This window comes from Paraglaciecola sp. 25GB23A (assembly GCF_040012495.1).
Taxonomy (GTDB): Bacteria; Pseudomonadota; Gammaproteobacteria; order Enterobacterales; family Alteromonadaceae; genus Paraglaciecola.
In genome coordinates this window covers 21,507-39,667 of the sequence record NZ_JBDYKM010000028.1, presented here as the reverse complement: position 1 = coordinate 39,667, position 18,161 = coordinate 21,507, and the positions used below count along the sequence as shown (strand labels likewise).

At 42.5% G+C, this 18,161-nt stretch carries 15 protein-coding genes; 2 read left to right on the top strand and 13 right to left on the bottom strand.

Annotation, left to right across the window (positions count from 1 at the left end; all coding sequences use genetic code 11):
* Nucleotides 1-12: 12 nt before the first annotated feature.
* Nucleotides 13-1,194: an acyl-CoA dehydrogenase gene (locus ABKW31_RS20595; protein WP_348618493.1), complete on the bottom strand. Its 1,182-nt coding sequence runs from the start codon at nucleotides 1,192-1,194 to the stop codon at nucleotides 13-15.
* A gap of 120 nt (nucleotides 1,195-1,314) precedes the next feature.
* Between ABKW31_RS20595 and ABKW31_RS20590 the strand changes: the two genes are divergently transcribed.
* Nucleotides 1,315-2,208, top strand: coding sequence for a LysR family transcriptional regulator (locus ABKW31_RS20590; RefSeq protein ID WP_348618492.1), 894 nt, complete (start codon nucleotides 1,315-1,317; stop codon nucleotides 2,206-2,208).
* 388 nt (nucleotides 2,209-2,596) lie between these two features.
* Complete coding sequence (locus ABKW31_RS20585) at nucleotides 2,597-3,397, top strand: IclR family transcriptional regulator (protein WP_348618491.1); 801 nt, start codon at nucleotides 2,597-2,599, stop codon at nucleotides 3,395-3,397.
* 103 nt (nucleotides 3,398-3,500) lie between these two features.
* Here the strand turns inward: ABKW31_RS20585 and ABKW31_RS20580 are convergent, their stop codons facing one another.
* The 12 genes from ABKW31_RS20580 to ABKW31_RS20525 all read right to left on the bottom strand — a co-directional run bounded on the left by ABKW31_RS20580 (nucleotide 3,501) and on the right by ABKW31_RS20525 (nucleotide 18,101).
* Nucleotides 3,501-4,841, bottom strand: a complete 1,341-nt coding sequence (locus tag ABKW31_RS20580) for a TRAP transporter large permease (protein WP_348618490.1) — start codon at nucleotides 4,839-4,841, stop codon at nucleotides 3,501-3,503.
* Between the two features lie 3 nt (nucleotides 4,842-4,844).
* Nucleotides 4,845-5,375 carry a TRAP transporter small permease subunit gene (locus ABKW31_RS20575; protein WP_348618488.1) on the bottom strand — a complete coding sequence of 177 codons (531 nt, stop codon included), beginning with the start codon at nucleotides 5,373-5,375 and terminating at the stop codon, nucleotides 4,845-4,847.
* A 23-nt stretch (nucleotides 5,376-5,398) separates the two neighbouring features.
* Nucleotides 5,399-6,463, bottom strand: coding sequence for a C4-dicarboxylate TRAP transporter substrate-binding protein (locus tag ABKW31_RS20570; RefSeq protein ID WP_348618487.1), 1,065 nt, complete (start codon nucleotides 6,461-6,463; stop codon nucleotides 5,399-5,401).
* Between the two features lie 298 nt (nucleotides 6,464-6,761).
* Nucleotides 6,762-7,193 carry a PaaI family thioesterase gene (locus ABKW31_RS20565; protein ID WP_348618486.1) on the bottom strand — a complete coding sequence of 144 codons (432 nt, stop codon included), beginning with the start codon at nucleotides 7,191-7,193 and terminating at the stop codon, nucleotides 6,762-6,764.
* Between the two features lie 9 nt (nucleotides 7,194-7,202).
* Entirely contained in the window at nucleotides 7,203-7,937 is a 735-nt protein-coding gene (locus ABKW31_RS20560; protein ID WP_348618485.1) for an enoyl-CoA hydratase-related protein, read from the bottom strand.
* Nucleotides 7,938-7,961: 24 nt separating this feature from the next.
* Nucleotides 7,962-8,939: a nitronate monooxygenase family protein gene (locus tag ABKW31_RS20555; protein ID WP_348618483.1), complete on the bottom strand. Its 978-nt coding sequence runs from the start codon at nucleotides 8,937-8,939 to the stop codon at nucleotides 7,962-7,964.
* 83 nt (nucleotides 8,940-9,022) lie between these two features.
* Complete coding sequence (locus tag ABKW31_RS20550) at nucleotides 9,023-11,119, bottom strand: 3-hydroxyacyl-CoA dehydrogenase NAD-binding domain-containing protein (RefSeq protein ID WP_348618482.1); 2,097 nt, start codon at nucleotides 11,117-11,119, stop codon at nucleotides 9,023-9,025.
* A gap of 40 nt (nucleotides 11,120-11,159) precedes the next feature.
* Complete coding sequence (locus tag ABKW31_RS20545; protein ID WP_348618481.1) at nucleotides 11,160-12,359, bottom strand: 3-oxoadipyl-CoA thiolase; 1,200 nt, start codon at nucleotides 12,357-12,359, stop codon at nucleotides 11,160-11,162.
* 9 nt (nucleotides 12,360-12,368) lie between these two features.
* Nucleotides 12,369-14,216: an AMP-binding protein gene (locus ABKW31_RS20540; RefSeq protein ID WP_348618480.1), complete on the bottom strand. Its 1,848-nt coding sequence runs from the start codon at nucleotides 14,214-14,216 to the stop codon at nucleotides 12,369-12,371.
* Nucleotides 14,217-14,873: 657 nt separating this feature from the next.
* Nucleotides 14,874-16,079 carry a serine hydrolase domain-containing protein gene (locus tag ABKW31_RS20535; RefSeq protein WP_348618479.1) on the bottom strand — a complete coding sequence of 402 codons (1,206 nt, stop codon included), beginning with the start codon at nucleotides 16,077-16,079 and terminating at the stop codon, nucleotides 14,874-14,876.
* Between the two features lie 113 nt (nucleotides 16,080-16,192).
* Nucleotides 16,193-17,056: a crotonase/enoyl-CoA hydratase family protein gene (locus ABKW31_RS20530; RefSeq protein ID WP_348618477.1), complete on the bottom strand. Its 864-nt coding sequence runs from the start codon at nucleotides 17,054-17,056 to the stop codon at nucleotides 16,193-16,195.
* Between the two features lie 37 nt (nucleotides 17,057-17,093).
* Nucleotides 17,094-18,101: a nitronate monooxygenase family protein gene (locus tag ABKW31_RS20525; RefSeq protein ID WP_348618476.1), complete on the bottom strand. Its 1,008-nt coding sequence runs from the start codon at nucleotides 18,099-18,101 to the stop codon at nucleotides 17,094-17,096.
* Nucleotides 18,102-18,161 lie beyond the last annotated feature (60 nt).

Sequence of the window (18,161 nt, the reverse complement as noted above, 5' to 3'; positions counted from 1 at the left end):
ACTGACTAATTTTTAGAAGAAAGCCTGAATATTAGTGATTGCACGACCTAAAATTAGCGCATGAACATCATGTGTTCCCTCGTAGGTATTGACTGCTTCAAGATTCATTACATGACGAATGACACCATATTCATCACTGATACCATTACCACCATGCATATCCCGCGATACACGGGCAATATCTAAAGACTTACCACAATTATTTCGTTTCATTAGTGAAATCAATTCAACTGGGCATTGATTCATGTCCATCAAACGCCCCATTTGCAAACAGCCCTGTAAACCAAGTGCTATTTCAGTTTCCATATCAGCAAGTTTCTTCTGAATTAATTGATTCGCGGCCAAAGGGCGACCAAACTGCTCGCGATCTAGGGTATAAGTTCTAGCTGCATTAAAGCAAAATTCTGCTGCACCCATTGAGCCCCACGCAATTCCATAACGGGCTTTATTTAAACAACCAAAAGGTCCGGCTAAACCTGTAATCTCAGGAAAGATATTTTCTTCTGGCACCAAAACGTTATCCATCACAATTTCGCCCGTAATAGAGGCGCGTAAAGAAAACTTACCTTCTATTTTGGGTGCAGATAAACCTTGCATACCTTTTTCAAGTACAAAACCGCGAATTTTACCGTCAAGTTTGGCCCAAACAACAAAAACATCGGCTATGGGTGAGTTAGTGATCCACATTTTATTGCCTGTTACACAATAACCCCCGTCCACTTTTTTGGCGTGAGTGGTCATTGATGCCGGATCGCTACCTGAGTTTGGCTCAGTTAAACCGAAACAGCCCACCCATTCACCAGAGGCAAGTTTGGGTAAATACTTCATGCGTTGTTCTTCAGAACCATAAGTGTATATCGGGTGCATAACCAGTGAAGATTGAACACTCATGGCGCTGCGATAACCACTGTCTACCCGCTCTACTTCGCGAGCGATTAAGCCATAACTCACATAATTAACAGCACTGCCACCATATTCAGTAGGTAAGGTAGCCCCCAACAGCCCTAACTGACCCAATTCATTCATGATCTCCCGGTCAAAGCGTTCGTGCCTATTGGCCTCAAGTACACGTGGCATCAGTTTTTGTTGGCAATAATCATGAGCAGTATCACGTATCATGCGCTCTTCTTCACTCAATTGACTATCCAGAAACATGGGATCTTGCCAATTGAATGCAGTATGTTTTTGACTCATAAAGTGCCTCTGTTTATATGCGGTTATTGAGTAATGATCCAATTTATTCCTCTACTCTATACTCATTAGATAAATATATATAACATATAGTTTTTATAATTTTCATAGTTTTTATTTATCATGCTTAGTCATCTAAATTTAAAGCGTCTAGAGTATTTTTGTCAATTGGCCATGCTGGGTAACTTTACTCGGGCAGCCCATAAAATAGGTATAGCCCAACCGGCCTTAACCATTGCTATTCAAAAGCTAGAACAAGAAGTTGGACTAAAGTTAATTAATCGTACTGAAAAAAATTCCTTATTAACCGCTGAAGGTGAAGTCCTGCATAAAATAGCAACCCAGTTATTAAGCCATGTTAAGCAAGTCGAATTAGAACTGGAAGGACTGAAAAATTTAGAAGGAGGCACTATCCGTTTTGGCGTTTCCGCTATGATGGGCTCTTATTACTTTCCGCAAGTTTTGACCGCATTTAAGCAAAAACATCCAAAAATAAAAATACACTTAGTGGACCAAGGCACCGCAGCTCTGGAAAAAATGCTACTCAATGGCGAACTTGATCTGGCCTTGGTTCGAGGGGATTTAGAGAATTCGCAACTGCGTTACACTGAACTTATTCATGAGGAAATAGTGGCCGGCATGGCCAACTCCAATCCCCTCGCGCTTGAGCAAACATTATCCTTAGGGCAATTTTGCCAACAGCCCCTAGTATTATTTCATGAGGGTTATTTTTTGCGAGAAGTAATAAGTCAATATTCAAAAAAACATCACATACCTTTAGATATTCGCATAGAAACTAATCTCATTGAGCTGCAAAAATCCTTAGTTCGCAACGAGGTTGGTATCACCACTTGTTTATCGCGGATTTTACAAAATGAACCACACATGACAGCCATACCTTTTGCCCCAAAAATTGAATTTAAGTTGAGTTTAGCCTGGAAAAAAAATCACAACCTTTCTAAAGCCAGTAAAGCCTTTATGACTTACTTAAGTTCAATGGTTGATTGCATGGCCTGAGCTTAAATGATTGAGCTTAGCGAGTTAATATCAGCTTTAATTAACTGCTGTTGAGCGTGAATTACTTAGTCGTGATAAGCCCTACTGTGAAAGATTTTAATCCTAAAATTCACTCAGGGACCATTAAAACACATCAACTTATTTTTGTTATATTATCGTCCCTAGCGCAGCGGAATAGGCCAAATCAGCAAATTTGTGGTAAGCTAATTTGGCCTGAAGCCTTAGCCGCCGTTATTTATAATTCCGTAAATGTTTATATTTAAACCAAGGTATAAAGTTTATTTTTATAGAAAATAATGGGATCATGATGGTCATAATTTTCGACAAATGTATTGGCAGTTATCTGCCGCCAGTACACCGAGTGTGATAAACAATTGAGTAGTTCAAAATGAATACACTGACTGGTATGCCAAGAGATACAAAAAGGGAAGTCGATCGTAAGTTTGTCGAGGCACTTGCCAGAGGACTAGATATATTGCGGGCGTTCAATCCCGGAGATGGATTTCTTGGTAATCAAGAGATTGCCCAACGGACCGGATTGGCTAAATCAAGCATATCTCGTTTAACTTACACGCTAACAAGTTTGGGCTATCTTACCTATTCAAAGCGCTTAGAAAAATATCAGCTTGGAGCCGGCGTATTGGCATTGGGTTATGCCTTTGTTTCTAACCTAGCGATTCGCCAAGTAGCAAACCCCGTCATGAAAGAGCTTTCAATTGCAACGGGAACATCTATCGGTCTGGCAGACAGAGACCGATTAGATATGATTTATGTTGATCATTGTGCCCCAAAAGATATTGTCACCTTTAAGAAGGATATTGGCGATAGAATTCCAATGGCAACCACAGCGGCTGGACGAGCTTATTTGGTGGCTCTGTCTGAAGAGGAACGTGAATTTTTTATGCGCCATTTTAAAGAAAAATTAGGCGATAAATATGAGGCTATCAAAGCCGGTGTCGAACAAGCCGTGGCCAGCTATAAAGAATATGGATATTGCTATTCTTGGGGCGATTGGGAACGGGATACTAATGCAATTGCGGTTCCCCTAAAACTCACTCAAGGGCAAATCTATGTATTCAATGCCGGTGGGCCCGCATTTAGATTATCCAAGGAATTTTTGAGTAGTGAAGTGGCGCCGCAGTTAAAGAGTATGGTGCGCAATATTGAAGCCACCTTAATTCGCTTTTGATACTCTATCTTGATATGAGTATTTAGACTTTATTTGCGGTGGCTGGCATTGTGACCATACGGGGAATACCATACGGCGAATACCATATGGTGAATACCAGCCGTCACATCATTGCGTTAGGCAGCAGTAATGACAGTATTGGAAAGGCAATAATCGCAATCAGGACTAAAATATCCATTATCAAAAAACGTGCAACACCCATAAAAATATCATAAACCGCAACCGAAGGTTTAATCACGCTGGCGATAACAAACACATTTAATCCTACCGGCGGTGTGATCAAACTTATTTCAAGCAATTTTATCACTACCACGCCAAACCATATTAAGTCTAATCCATAACCATCTACCATAGGGATCAGAAAGGGTAAAGTTAGTACCATAATGCCCAGTGGATCTAAAAACATACCAAGTAAAAAGTAGATAGCTGCGATCATGACCAACAACAGCCACAGAGATACATCTGCTGATTCTACCAATTCAACCAAGGCCGGAGCCATACCAGTTAGGGCCACAAAGCCGACAAAAATCTTAGCGCCGGCCGCAATAAAAAAGATAGAGGTTGTCTGAGTGCAGGTTTCCTTGATAGATAAGATAAACTGCTGCCAATTAAGGCGCTTTTGCACCGTGCCTATCAGAACTACGGAAAATGCGCTGATCGCTGCGGCTTCGGTGGCGGTGAACAAACCACCATAAATTCCGCCAATAATAATAGTGAATAACAATAGTGCCGGCCAACACCTTATAGCCGCTTTGCGGCGATCTCCCTTAGCCAGTACTGAATCATCCACTGGCGCAGCCTCTGGGTGACGTTTTACCCACAAGTAGATAACCACTAGAAACCCGACTAAAGATAACAGTCCAGGCAGTACACCAGCCAAAAAGAGACGACTCACTGACATTTCGGTAAAAATACCGTACACAATAAATAATACACTTGGCGGGATCAGCGAACCTAAGGTGCCACCTACCGCTACAGTCGAAGTTGCCAGACGCTTGTCGTAACCCATGCGTAGCATTTCTGGCACGCAGATTTTGCCCATTGCCGATGCACAAGCTATGCTGGAGCCGGTAATAGCCGAAAAGCCACCACAGCCAAATACAGATGCCATGGCCACGCCGCCAGGCAAACGTTTCAGCCAAACTCGCGCAGCATGATAAATATCAGTGGTGATCCCGGTGTGATAGGCGATATGACCTAACAGCACGAATAGCGGAATCATACTCAAGTCATAAGAATGGACCAAATCAAAGGTATTGGATGACACCATCGACAAAGTAGGTGCCACTGCACTGACAATGTCAAAACCACCGTGTCGCATGGCAAAAAATAATAATATAAATACTGATGATACACCCGCCAAACTGAATGCTATGGGCACCCGCAATACCAGTAACAGCAAGGCACAGGCAAACCCAACGAGACCAAGAATCAATGGATCCACAGGTTAACCCTCTTCAACAATATCGTGTTCAGCATCTGTACGCTGCACAAGATATTCAGTATTACTACAGACAGCTGCACGCAAATCCGCCACAAATATAATGACTAAACGCACAATAAACAGCGCAGCCCCAGCAAAAAAGGCAAATCGACCCGGCCATTCAGGCAGCTCCAACTCGCCAAAAAAATAAGCACCACTGCTGGCGGCATGGAAAAACCCTTGCCATGCGGAAAATACAAGGGGCAGCAAAATTAATAGACTTATTAGCGAACCAATAGCTAACAGCCATAATTTTTTATGTTGGCCCAAGCGTTTGAATAAAAACTCGATGGTAATATGACTATACTCAGCTGTGACGTAGGCTAAGGGCAAAAACACAGCTCCCACCATAAGTTCTCGCACAATAACCACATCGTCGGTCACTGCCCAGCCAAATAGATTACGCGTAACAACCGTTAGGGTGATCATAAGACCGAGAGTGACTATGCACACACCAGCTATCATCAATGCCCCCTGCTCAATTTTTTTCAGCATAATAATCACTCTATAGGCTTAAATTAACGGGTCCAAGGGTAGCCGACCAGGTCGCGTTCTTGGCTGTATTTAGTTAGGGACCTTCGGTAGCTTTTCACCATGGCTTCTCCATCGAGGCCACTTTTTATGGCTTCTTTTTGCCATTTACTAATATGTGATTGACTCGCCGAATATAACTTTGCTGATTCACTAGGAGAAAGGCTAATCATCTCCAACTTACGACCATCAATTCCTTGCGTAAATCGTTGCTCTGCAGCTAAATCAGACTTCAGTACGTTCTGACCAAGGTAATCAATAAAGGACGCGCCAACCTCATTTAGCACCTTTTGTTGAGACTGACTCAATCTCGCCAGCGCATCTTTATTAATAAAAATTCCCAAACCGGTGTAAATTCCCCAATTGAGTTTGGTTAAGCTGTCAGCGACTTCATGGTGTTTGAGGGCAAGTGAGGCGTTCATATAACCTTGGCTGCAATCGAGCAAACCATTATCAAGTCCTTGGTATGCCTTATAAATATCCATACTGACTAAGTTTGCCCCTAAATCACCAAATATCTTACCAAAGGTCCCCACACCCCGGATTTTCTTATCTTTTATGTCCTCAAGGGAACGAACAGCGTCGCCTGTACACAGCATAATTACGTTAGAAAGCATGTATGAGCTAACAAAGACTAAATTTTGCTTGGCCAGATTTTGGGTAACTTCAGGGGAGGTCATGTGGTCAAAGTTGGCTTTTAGTCCCACCCAAGGATCTAGGTTTTCAAAGGGTAAGTTAGTCAGTGAAAAGGAGACCATTTCTTTTGGAAAATAATCCGGAATAATCGTACCTAAATCGACTACACCCGCAGCAATAGACTGTCGTGCAGCATTGGCCTTAAATAAAGCACCGCCCCACATAATGTTAATTTTTAAATCACCACCAGAGCGTTTTTCAACTTCCTGTGCAAACCATTGAGTTGCACCAGCCCGAGCACCTCTATTTGGACCTGGCTCACCATAGGTAAGCACCGTTTCCGCAAAAGCAGGGATAGTACTCAAGGTCATGGCTGTTAATGTTGCAGCTCTGAAAAATTGTTTCATCATTTTCATTGTTTTCAACTTCTCACTAGAGTTACTGATATTTCGCCTAGCGGAATAAAAGAACCACCACAATTTTTTTACTTTACATTAACAAACATAGTGCTGCAAGGAAGTCGTTGACTAATTATAACTAATTTTTTTACCTTAAATGGGTTAATCAAAAACAGCTAATATCCACTAAAACCAGCAAAAAACCGACCATCAGCTCTCAACTGTTTTGTTTGTTGTGCAGAGCACTATGTGACTGCTTAGCCCGCAATTGATAACACTCTCGATGTGTTGGCTTGCTTAAAAAATCCATTACCTTTTATGTTTGAATATTGACTGCGTTAACCTGAGTATGCTCTTGTCTATATCTGAATACCCCTTGGCCTGATGCAATAAGATTATGCAAGGAATCATATACCTCGGCAGAGCCGTAATAAATATGTCGACCAGAAGCAGTGACTCTGCCAATAGCATAAAGTTTGTTGGATTGTGCTTGCCCTAAATAATTGATGTTTAGTGATAAAGTTAGTGCTTTGCGATACTCAGTTGGATCATCACTATAGGCACCAGACAGAGCTGTGGCGGCATCGACCAAGGCCGAAATAAAACCACCATGTGGAATATCAGAACGGTTGAGATGTTCAGGCTTTAATGCAGCGCTAATTTTAATATGGTTTGCTTGCCATTCTTCAATCACAAAGCCTAGATGATTATTAAATGGCGGCATTATTTTATTGGCCCAAGGAGTCATTTTCAGCCCTTATTTTCTTTTTCTAGCAGCTTGAGACTCTTCACTTTGCAGTAACTCAGAAAAAACCACTAATTCATTTTCAATAATGTTAGTTAGCAGTGTCTGCTGTGAAGCTTTGAGCAATCTTTTGGTGGTCAGCAGAGCATTTTGAGGTTTGAGTGCTAAGGCTTTAGCTTTGCTTAAAGCAAAGTCAAAGACTTCAGACTTGTCTAGTTTCTGATTAACTATGCCCATATTAATAGCGGCTTCAGTGTTAAAAGCATCGCCCAACATCAACACCTCAGCAGCTTTACGATGGCCGGCCAACTGAGGAATAAGGAGGCTTGAACCACCTTCGGGGCAGACGCCTAAATCGACAAAAGGCATTTTAAACACTGTTTCCGATGCATAAACCAAATCAAAATGCAGCAACATGGTGACGCCTATACCAATCGCAATACCAGAAACAGCGCCAACAATCGGCTTAGGGTAGTGATGTAATTCATATAATAGAATCGCTGCGGGAGAAGGTTGATTAACATCGCGACTGTCAAAATCGTTTAGGTCGTTACCCGCTGAAAATACCTCCTCAGTGCCGTGTATTAAAACAACTTTTATACTTTGATCAGAAACACTGTCTTTTAACGCACTAGACATGGCGGTATACATTAAACTGGTTATCGCATTTTTTTTCTCTGGGCGATGGATACCAATGTGTAAAACACCATTATCTTTATGCACGACTATGTTAGTTTGAGATGTCATATTGACTGCACCTGTTGATTGAGACTATTGTTTATTTAAATTATTTAGTCGAGAAAGCGCCGAATCGTATTCTGTTTTAAAGCGATTAACGATAGTCGCTACATCGGTAATATCAGCAATACTGCCTAATCCTTGCCCTGCCCCCCAGATATCTTTCCACGCCTTAGATTTGCTGCCCCCTTCAGAGCCAAATTTCATGTTGTTTTTATCACCCTCGGCCAAGTTATCAGGATCCAAGCCCGCTTTCGAAATACTGGGTTTGAGATAATTCCCATGCACGCCGGTAAATAAAGAGCTATACACAATATCTTTGGCGCTACTTTCAACTAACATGTTTTTATATTCTTGTTCAGCATTGGCTTCTTTACTGGCAATAAAACGGGTGCCTATATAAGCAAAGTCAGCCCCTAATGCTTGAGCAGACAGAATAGCGGCGCCATTTGCAATTGAACCTGATAAGGCAATAGGACCCATAAAAAACTGTTTAATTTCACTGACTAAGGCAAACGGACTTAAAGTACCTGCGTGCCCACCTGCGCCAGCACAAACTAATACTAAACCATCAACGCCAGCCTCTATGGCTTTTTGGGCATGACGTACATTAATAACATCATGAAAAATAATGCCACCATAAGCATGAATACGCTCGACTAATGCAGGATCCAAGGCTCGCAAACTGGTGATAATAATTGGCACTTCAAATTCAATGCAGGTATTCACATCATCTTCTAAACGGTCATTGCTTTTATGCACAATTAAATTAACCGCATAGGGCGAAACGATAGCCTTTGGGTTAGCGGACTGATAGTTAACTAGCTCAGTTTTAATGGTAGTTAACCATTCGCCAAGTAAAGACTGTGGACGAGCATTGAGTGCTGGAAAAGACCCGACAATACCCGCTTTACATTGGGCAATAACTAATTCTGGTCCCGATATGATGAACAAAGGCGCACTGATAACAGGTAAATATAATTTATTCTGGAGGATTTTTGGAATTGACAACTTAGCTCCTTAGAAAATAGTCGAAGTAATGAATCAAACAAAGAGTTATGGCAGCAAAACGCCATAACTCCTTCTGTAGTGGTTTAGCTATTGGCCCATTCAGTCAGAGTTTTACCCTCTGTAACCAGTTGTTTTAACAAGGCTGCTGGTTGCCAAAACTCTTCTCCGTAGGTTTCACCAAATTCACAAATTGTTTGATATATTTTTTCTAAACCAATGGTATCTGCATAGTGCATTGGGCCGCCGCGATAAGCAGGAAATCCATAACCGTTTACATAGACTACATCAATGTCACTGGGACGCTGAGCAATGCCTTCTTCGAGAATTTTAAAACCCTCATTGATAAGGGCAAAGGTTAATCGAGCTAAAATGCTGTGCTCGGTTAACCCTTCGCGCTCAACATCATATTTTTCGGCCTGTTCTTCAATCACTTGCTCTACAACAGGATCAAGGTAGCGCTGCCGTGTTTGTGGGTCATAGCGGTAGTAACCTGCCCCCGTTTTTTGTCCTAAGCGCCCCATTTTGTAAAGCGCATCTGCAATACAATAGGTCCTCTCGTCACCTTTTTGTTCAGCAGTAAGTCCTTCACGGGCTTTGTAACCAATATCGAGTCCAGCTAAATCACTGACGGCCAATGGCCCCATCGCCATGCCAAAGTTTTGCATCACTGTGTCTATATCATCGGGTGATGCACCTTCAAGTAAACATAGTTGTGCTTCGCGGGCATATTGGCGCAACATACGATTACCAATAAAGCCGTAACAAACACGGGACATGACCGGCACTTTATTAATGATTTTAGCCATGGACATACAGGTGGCTAGTGCTTGATCAGAAGTATGTTCGCCGCGCACAATTTCAAGTAATTTCATCACATTAGCCGGGCTGAAAAAATGCAAACCAAGCACATCTTGCGGACGAGAGGTGGCCTGAGCAATTAAATTCACATCTTGATAGGAGGTGTTAGTGGCTAAAATAGCCCCCTGTTTACACACTGCATCGAGCTTGCTGAAAACTTGTTTTTTAATCTCGAGGCTTTCGAATACTGCTTCAATCACCAAATCCATATCCGATAAATCAGCATAATCAGTGGTACCGGTGATCAGGGCTTGACGCGTTGTTGCTTGCTCGGTACTTAACTTACCTTTACTCACGGTCATGGCGTAATTTTTAGCAATAATATCTTTGCTGCGCTGCAATGCGTCTTGGTTTATTTCAAGCAAAGTCACCGGAATACCCACATTCGCAAAATTCATTGCAATGCCGCCCCCCATAGTACCGCCACCAATAATACCGACTCGTTTTATGTCTTTTAGCGGTGTATCTTTGGCTAAACCGTCTATTTTTGCAGCCTTTCTTTGGGCAAAAAACATATGCCTTAAAGCAGCAGACTGGGAAGATTGCATGCACTCTACAAATAAACGTCTTTCAACTTTTAAACCTTTATTAAAGGGCTCATTTAACGCCGCTTCTACACATTCAACAATACGTTGTGGGGCTTTTTGTCCGCGATAACGTTTTTTCAATGAGGCTCTATATTCAGCAAAAAACTCATCTGTAATGCCTATTTTATCTACCTTTAATTCACTGACTTTTTTAAGCTTGGCACCTGTAGCAATGACCTCTCTGGCAAAATCTATTGCGCCAGTAAGCAAATCACCTTCAACCACTTTATCAATTAAACCAATACTGAATGCTTTAGCCGCTGCAATAGGCGTGCCTGAGGTCATTAAATCTAATGCGGCTTTAACGCCTGTTAATCTTGGCACTCTTTGCGTACCACCTGCACCAGGTAACAAACCTAATTTAACTTCTGGTAAGCCCACTTCTGCACTAGACAAGGCACAGCGATAGTGACAAGCCAAAGCGGTTTCTAATCCACCACCAAGGGCAGTGCCATGAATAGCCGCAATAATGGGTTTTTGTGATGCCTCAATGATAACAAGTAACTCTGGCAAAGATGGCGCTTGCGGGGTTTGTCCAAACTCAGAAATATCCGCCCCAGCAATAAAGGTGCGCCCTTCACATATAAGCACTATGGCTAAGGAACTATCCGATTTGGCTTGGATGACCGCATCTTGAATACCGCTACGTAAAGCATGGGAAAGCGCGTTAACCGGTGGGTTATTGAGACGAATAACACCGATATCACCGTCTAATTGATAACTAACAACTGACATAAACTAATTCCTTATTTTTAGAATGTTATTCACTGTAGAGCTAAACACGCTCAATGACCACTGCGATACCTTGCCCAATACCGATACACATTGTGGCGAGCGCATATCGACCGCCGGTTTTTTCTAATTGACGTAATGCTGTCAGCATAATCCGCGTACCACTAGCCCCCAAAGGATGACCAATAGCAATCGCCCCGCCATTTGGATTAACCCGAGGATCATCAAAAGCGATACCCAGTTGTTTCATACAGCCTAAAGCTTGCACCGCAAAGGCTTCATTAAATTCTAATACATCCATATCAGCTAGGGTTAAGCCCGCTCTAGCTAGGGCTTTTTGTGAAGCGGGTACGGGTCCTAAACCCATCACTCTTGGCGGGACACCGGCAATGGCACCAGCAAGAATTCTCCCACGAGGTTTAACGCCAAATTTTTCACCGACGTCTTTATTCCCAATAATCATCGCTGATGCACCATCGTTAATGCCTGAAGCATTACCCGCCGTTACAACACCATCAAACAAGGGTCGCAAATTACCTAAAGCTTCTAGTGTAGAAGCCGGACGTGGATGTTCATCAGCGGTGACAATAAGTGCTGGTTTCTTGCGGCCTTGTGACACTTCAATAGGAATGATTTCATCGTCAAAATACCCCGCTACTCGCGCCGCTTCGTATTTAGCTTGCGATGCGGCTGCAAATATATCACTTGCTTGTCTACTAATATTTAAATCACTGGCAATGTTGTCTGCTGTTTCAGGCATAGAGTCAGCACCAAACTGTTTAATTACTTCAGGGTTAGTGAAACGTGCACCCATAGTGGAATCGAACATTTCTTGCTGGCGGGCAAAAGCAGAAGTGGCTTTGGCTAACACAAAGGGTGCGCGACTCATCGACTCAACACCACAAGCAACAAATAATTGACCTTCGCTGGCTTTAACACACCGAGCGGCATCTAAGGCGGCGGCTAAGCTTGAACCGCACAAACGATTAACAGTTATACCACCGGTCTCAATCGGCAAACCCGCCAATAGTCCAGCAGTGCGAGCTACGTTTCTGCTGTCTTCACCAGCTTGGTTAGTATTACCAGCGATCACATCTTCATAAAGACTTAAATCAAAGTTGTTGCGTTGTACTAGTGTTTTAATAAGGTGAGCCAGCATATCATCGGGTCGAATAGAAGATAAAATGCCTGCATGTCTTCCAAATGCTGTTCTTGCGGCATCATATATATAGGCATCTTGCATAATGTTTCCTTATGGGTTTGGGTAATTAATTAAGGCTGGAAAAGCGACCAGTAAACTCGAGACTTTCTGCTGGTCTTTGACACTAGATAAGTGGATATGCACAACCTGCCCTTTTTCCGGGACAAATTCTGCTTCAACCTGGGCAGTGATATTATGTATTTTTAATAAGGCAGTGACGCTAAATTCTGTTGCTTTATTACGCAACAGTGGTTTAAACACTTTGCCCACAGCCGTTAGCGGTATGCTATCCACTAGCTCGATTCGTTTAGGAATGGCGGCTCTTTCACTAATAGTCTTTTGACAATAATCAAGTAATTCAGATGCCGAAGTTTGCTGTTTGTCTTTTACCACCACATAGGCAATAGGTATCTCGCCTGAATGCACATCAGGTTGACCAATAGCCACCGAGCGAATAACGTTAGCATGCGTCATTAATGCATCTTCAATGATCTGCGGATCAATATTATGCCCGCCTCGGATAATCAAATCCTTGGCCCGACCCGTCAGCTGAATATGGCCTAAGGTATTGATCACGCCTAAGTCGCCGGTATTAAACCAACCATCCTCGACCCATGCCCCATCATTATCACTTGGATTTAGGTAGCCCTGAAAAATATTAGGACCTTTTACTAAAATAATGCCAGATTCATTAGGTGCGCAAATACGGCTAATTTTATTATCGATCACTTGTGCAGCAATTACGCGACTGTATGGTATGCCATTGCCCACTGACACCCCACTGACATCGTAGCCAGGCAAAACTCTCGCAATTAAACAGGCTGACTCTGTCATGCCGTAACCATTAGTTACGTTACAATTGAATCGGCGTTGAAACGATAATTTAAGTTCAATAGGTAAAGGCGCCGATCCAGAGCCAGCATGTTTAAAACATGTTAAATCAATTTTTTCATCTTCTTGCTGCAGCAAAACTGACATGATGGTAGGTACCGTAGGAAACCAACAGACTTGATATCTGTTTACAAAATACCACCAGTTTTTGACTGTATTAGGATTTCTAAATCCTTCTGGGGTCATAATAACCACGGTGCGACCCACAATGAACATTGACAAACTCGCGGCAATCACACCAAACACGTGAAATAAGGGTAAGGCATTTAATACCGCAGATTTACCATGAAAAACATTAAAGCCGGCATATACTTGCACCACAAAACTAATATTACCGTGAGATAGTTTGGCTATTTTAGGGCGCCCTGTGGTTCCGCCAGTATGAAAGTACATGGCAATATCCTCCCCCTTTGGCTGAGAACATTGCGCTAGCCTTGCACTGGGTTGATTAGCTATAGCAGAATTAAAATCAGTGATGGTGACTGTTTTACCTGTGTTCGGCGTAAACCCATTATCAAGTACAAGCAGATGCTCAAGGGATGGCACTCGTTCAATGATCTCATGCACTTTCTTACCTAATTCAGTGGCATCATCCAGAGAAACAGTGACTAATACTTTTGCTTTGACCTCATTCAATATTTCAACAATGTGCTCAACTTGCAAAAGATAGTTGATAGGGTTGGCAATGCCTACTGCCTGCGCTGCCCATAGACTAAGATGAGTTTCAGTTAAGTTGGGTAATAATATAGAAATAACATCACTACGCTTAACACCTAGTGATTGGTACAGCGTGGCTGTTTGATTGATTTTTTTGGCTAAAGCAGTAAAAGTGAGTTCTTTGGCTATTTCATTACGAGTAGCACAGACATGTTCAGCTATGGCTAAGTCAGTAGAATATTCATCTGCTGCATGGCAAAACACATCGTATGTTGTTTTACACTGATAGCGGTTTTGGTAGCTTATTTTTTCTAAATCAGCCAATAACTCTAATTCTGTTGGTTTGGACATTAATCACTCAGTCAAATACAAGTTATCATTATCTACTACACTACAAATATCGCATAAAAACAGCGCAGATATTCTGCAATGCGGAATTTCATTTTGCAAGTATTTAAGAATACTATTAAATGTACTCTATAAAATTAGTAAATCCATCAATGAAGACTGCCTATCCTTGGCTATCTCCCTGTGCTTAGTGATTATTTTTTTCGACACTCATTACAAAATGGACCGCTTATCAGCCTACCGTTCAAATAGCTGCAAGCATGTTGGTACTGTTTACTTAACACCAATGAAAAAACTAGATTTAACCACAAAAATAATAGCCATAATGGCCACTGGCTTAAACTCCGTTGACGTACTCATCGGTGCTCGTATCATTGGAATTCTTCCCCTTAATATGAGATTCAAATGGAATGGTCTATGCCGTGTCTCAGTACTGTTAACATTAGCTTGTTTTAGTGGGATGTTAAAAAGTAGAAGTTATCCTACAGCAGACTAACACTTGAATTCTAAGCCGCAGTGCCAGAGCAAAAAAGTCAGCAAGCGTTAATTATTGATACATTTTATTTATAGACCTTGAACTGATAAAAAGTATTCGCCAGAATCGAAACATAGCGCAAAGATTCTGACAAAGGTGCATTGTTTACTCTGCTTGATGGCTGATTATTTTATCCAGACTCCCGCTTTGTTATTTTTGTAACCCAAAGCAAGATAGGCAGCATCAACTAAGCTCTGGCCGCGTTCGTTAAGTAATAGGCCACTGCCCATTTGTGTCATGGTATAGCTGAAAGCCAAACCACATTCTGGATCTGCGAAACCAATAGAACCTCCAGCACCAACGTGGCCAAAAGCTTGATCACCAAGAATACAGGACTGGCGATTTGCCACCGTGCGTAAGAGTCGATTATCGACAGACTTCATAAAGCCCGAACTAAAACGCGTGGGCACTAATAGGGTAAAGTCTTGTTGCGTTGCAGTGGTCACCATGCTCATATTTTTTAGCCTCTCAGAGGAAACCAGACGACCGTCATTGTTAGCCAATGGTTCATACATCGCCACTTGACCGCGGGCATTGGAAATCCCACCCGCACCACCTATTTGTGCGCGATAACCTGCCGGATTATCGGCTTTCCAGCCCCCATTATTGAGAAATGACAAAGCTTGGACGGAGCTAGGATCGCTGATCAGTTTAGCCGTAAAATCAGACAGTAAATCATTAGGATTGGGTGAATATGGAATCATTGGAGCGATGATTCGATCAAAATCCTCTGGAATACCAATCCAGAAATCAGCGCCTGTTGGATTTGCCACTTCATCAGCAAAAAATGCACCTAGGGATTTGCCAGAGACTCTGCGCACTAGTTCTCCCACAGTCCAACCAAAACTCAACATGTGATAGCCATTGCGAGTGCCAGGCTCCCAAAATGGCACCTCATCTTCCAAGCGAGAAATCATATAGTTCCAATCAAAAAAACCACCCGGTTTTATCGGCTCACGGAATGCGGGCACACCACTTTCATGATTAAGCATCATCGCCACAGTGGTGTTATGCTTTCCATGTTTGCCATAATCAGGCCAATAATCGGTGACCAAGGCATTCAAATCAAGCTGTCCCCTATCAATTAAAATATGCGCGCACAGTGCAGTAGCTGCTTTGGTGCATGAAAATACAATAGATACCGTATCCCGCTCCCAGAGCGCGCCCGTTTCTCGATTAGCCACCCCACCCCATAGGTCCACCATAGTCTCACCATTCACACTGAGACAAACCGAGGCACCAGATTCACCTCTGTCGGAAAAGTTACGTTCGAATTGAGCCTGTAGCTCGGCAAATTTTGGATCACACTGACCTTTTACTGATATGGGCATTTATTGTCTCGATTAATGTAACTTAATAAATAATAAAGAGCTGGTTAACATTTCAACAACATCAACTAGCCCGCTTTTAAGCGGTAGCTAAAAATAGCCTAGCGCTAAAAAAGTTAATCCCACCAAGGGTAAAAGCTGGGCATGTCAGTGGATGATTTTGAACTGAAATTAGGCTCTCGTTTCTCAAGAAAAGATTTCACACCTTCCTTACCATCCAATTGACTAGCATAGAATATAGCCAAGGAATCAATGTTGTGAGCTTCTCTCGGTGTTTGCGCAGCTGAGAGTCTGAGCATCATTTGTCGTGCCAGTGTGATACTCACTTGGGATTTTTTGGATATGCTGCGCGCCAGTGTATAGGCCGCTTCCATTAAATCCTCAGGAGTATGGACTGAGCGCACAAAACCACTTTCTTGCGCTTTTTGCGCATCAAATATTTCACCGGTGTATACCCACTCAAGCGCTTGGCTAATACCGACTATTCTGGGTAGAAACCAGCTTGAGCATGCTTCTGGGGTTATGCCAATTTTTTCAAATACAAAACCTATTTTTGCTTTTTCTGACGCCAAACGGATATCCATCGCCGCCAACATGGTTGCACCAACACCTACCGCAGCGCCGTTGATGGCAGCAATCACCGGTTTTTTACAATCATAAATACTTAGGTTAACCGTACCGCCGGTATCACTAACCCCAGGAATAGTCTCGCTAGACTGCATATCTGCTAGACTTGGTTTTTTACTTTCATCTAAACCAAAAACATTTCCTTCTCGGGTAAGATCCATGCCTGCGCAAAATGCACGACCATTGCCAGTGACAACGATGACGCTGACTTCATCGTCTTCACTAGCGCGCTTAAAGGCATGCACCAATTCATTTGCCATCTCTACAGTAAATGCATTCATCTGCTCAGGTCGATTTAAACTCAAAGTTAAAATGAGATCCTGTACCTGATAATCAATGGTCTTGTATTGCATATTTCGACTTCCTACCCTTGTGTTAGATATGTGTAAATCAGCTAGTAGATTTTGCAGATTCACTTGTATATTGTATCTGGTGACTGGCAATGGCTGCATGATATTCATTGACAAGTTGCTCGACTAATTCTTTTGTGCTGAGCACTTTATCGATCGAGCCTACACCTTGTCCGGCCGACCAGATATCACGCCATGCTTTTTTCTCTCCTGTTTGTGGTTTGTCATCAATATCCAATTCAGCACCAAAGTCCAATTCAGATTTAGGCCTCAAGTCTTCAGGGTCGATACCTGCATCGACAATACTTTGACGAATGAAGTTGGCGTTTACCCCTGATATTTTAGGTGTATACAAAATATCGTTGGCAGTACTGTTAACAATCAAAGTTTGATAATCCTGTGAGATATTAGCCTCTACGGTAGCGAGAAAACGCGTTCCCATATAAGCCATATCCGCACCCATCATTTGAGCTGCTGCCACATCGCTACCACTGGATAAACTGCCGGCAAGTATTAACGTCTTGGCAAAAAATTGTCTGATTTCTGCTACCAGTGCAAATGGATTTGTATTACCAGCGTGACCTCCAGCACCATTACAAACAGCGATTAGGCCATCTACTCCGGCTGCTGCTGCTTTTTTACCGTGACGGGCATTCACCACGTCATGAAAGACTAATCCACCATAAGCATGCACTGCATCAACCAGATCAGCCACCGCCCCTAAAGAAGTAATGATTAAAGGAACTTTGTGCTTAATACAAATAGCCAAATCGGCTTGCCAGCGCGGATTACTGCGATGCACAATTAGGTTCACACCAAAAGGCGCAGCCTTGGTACCTGTTTGTTTTTCCCAGCCAGATAAGCGCGATTGGATTTCAATTAACCAAGCTTCAAAGCCTTCGCTCGTTCGTTGATTCAGCGCAGGAAAAGTGCCCACTATCCCTGCTTTGCAACTTTCAATAACAAGCTCAATGCCACTGGCGATAAACATGGGCGATGCGATAAGTGGCAGGCGTAAACGATGTTGAAACTCAACTGGGATAGTCATAATATTTCCAATAGTAAAAATGTTAATGTCATTTTGCTTTGCCTGTTCATCGGCCTAAAC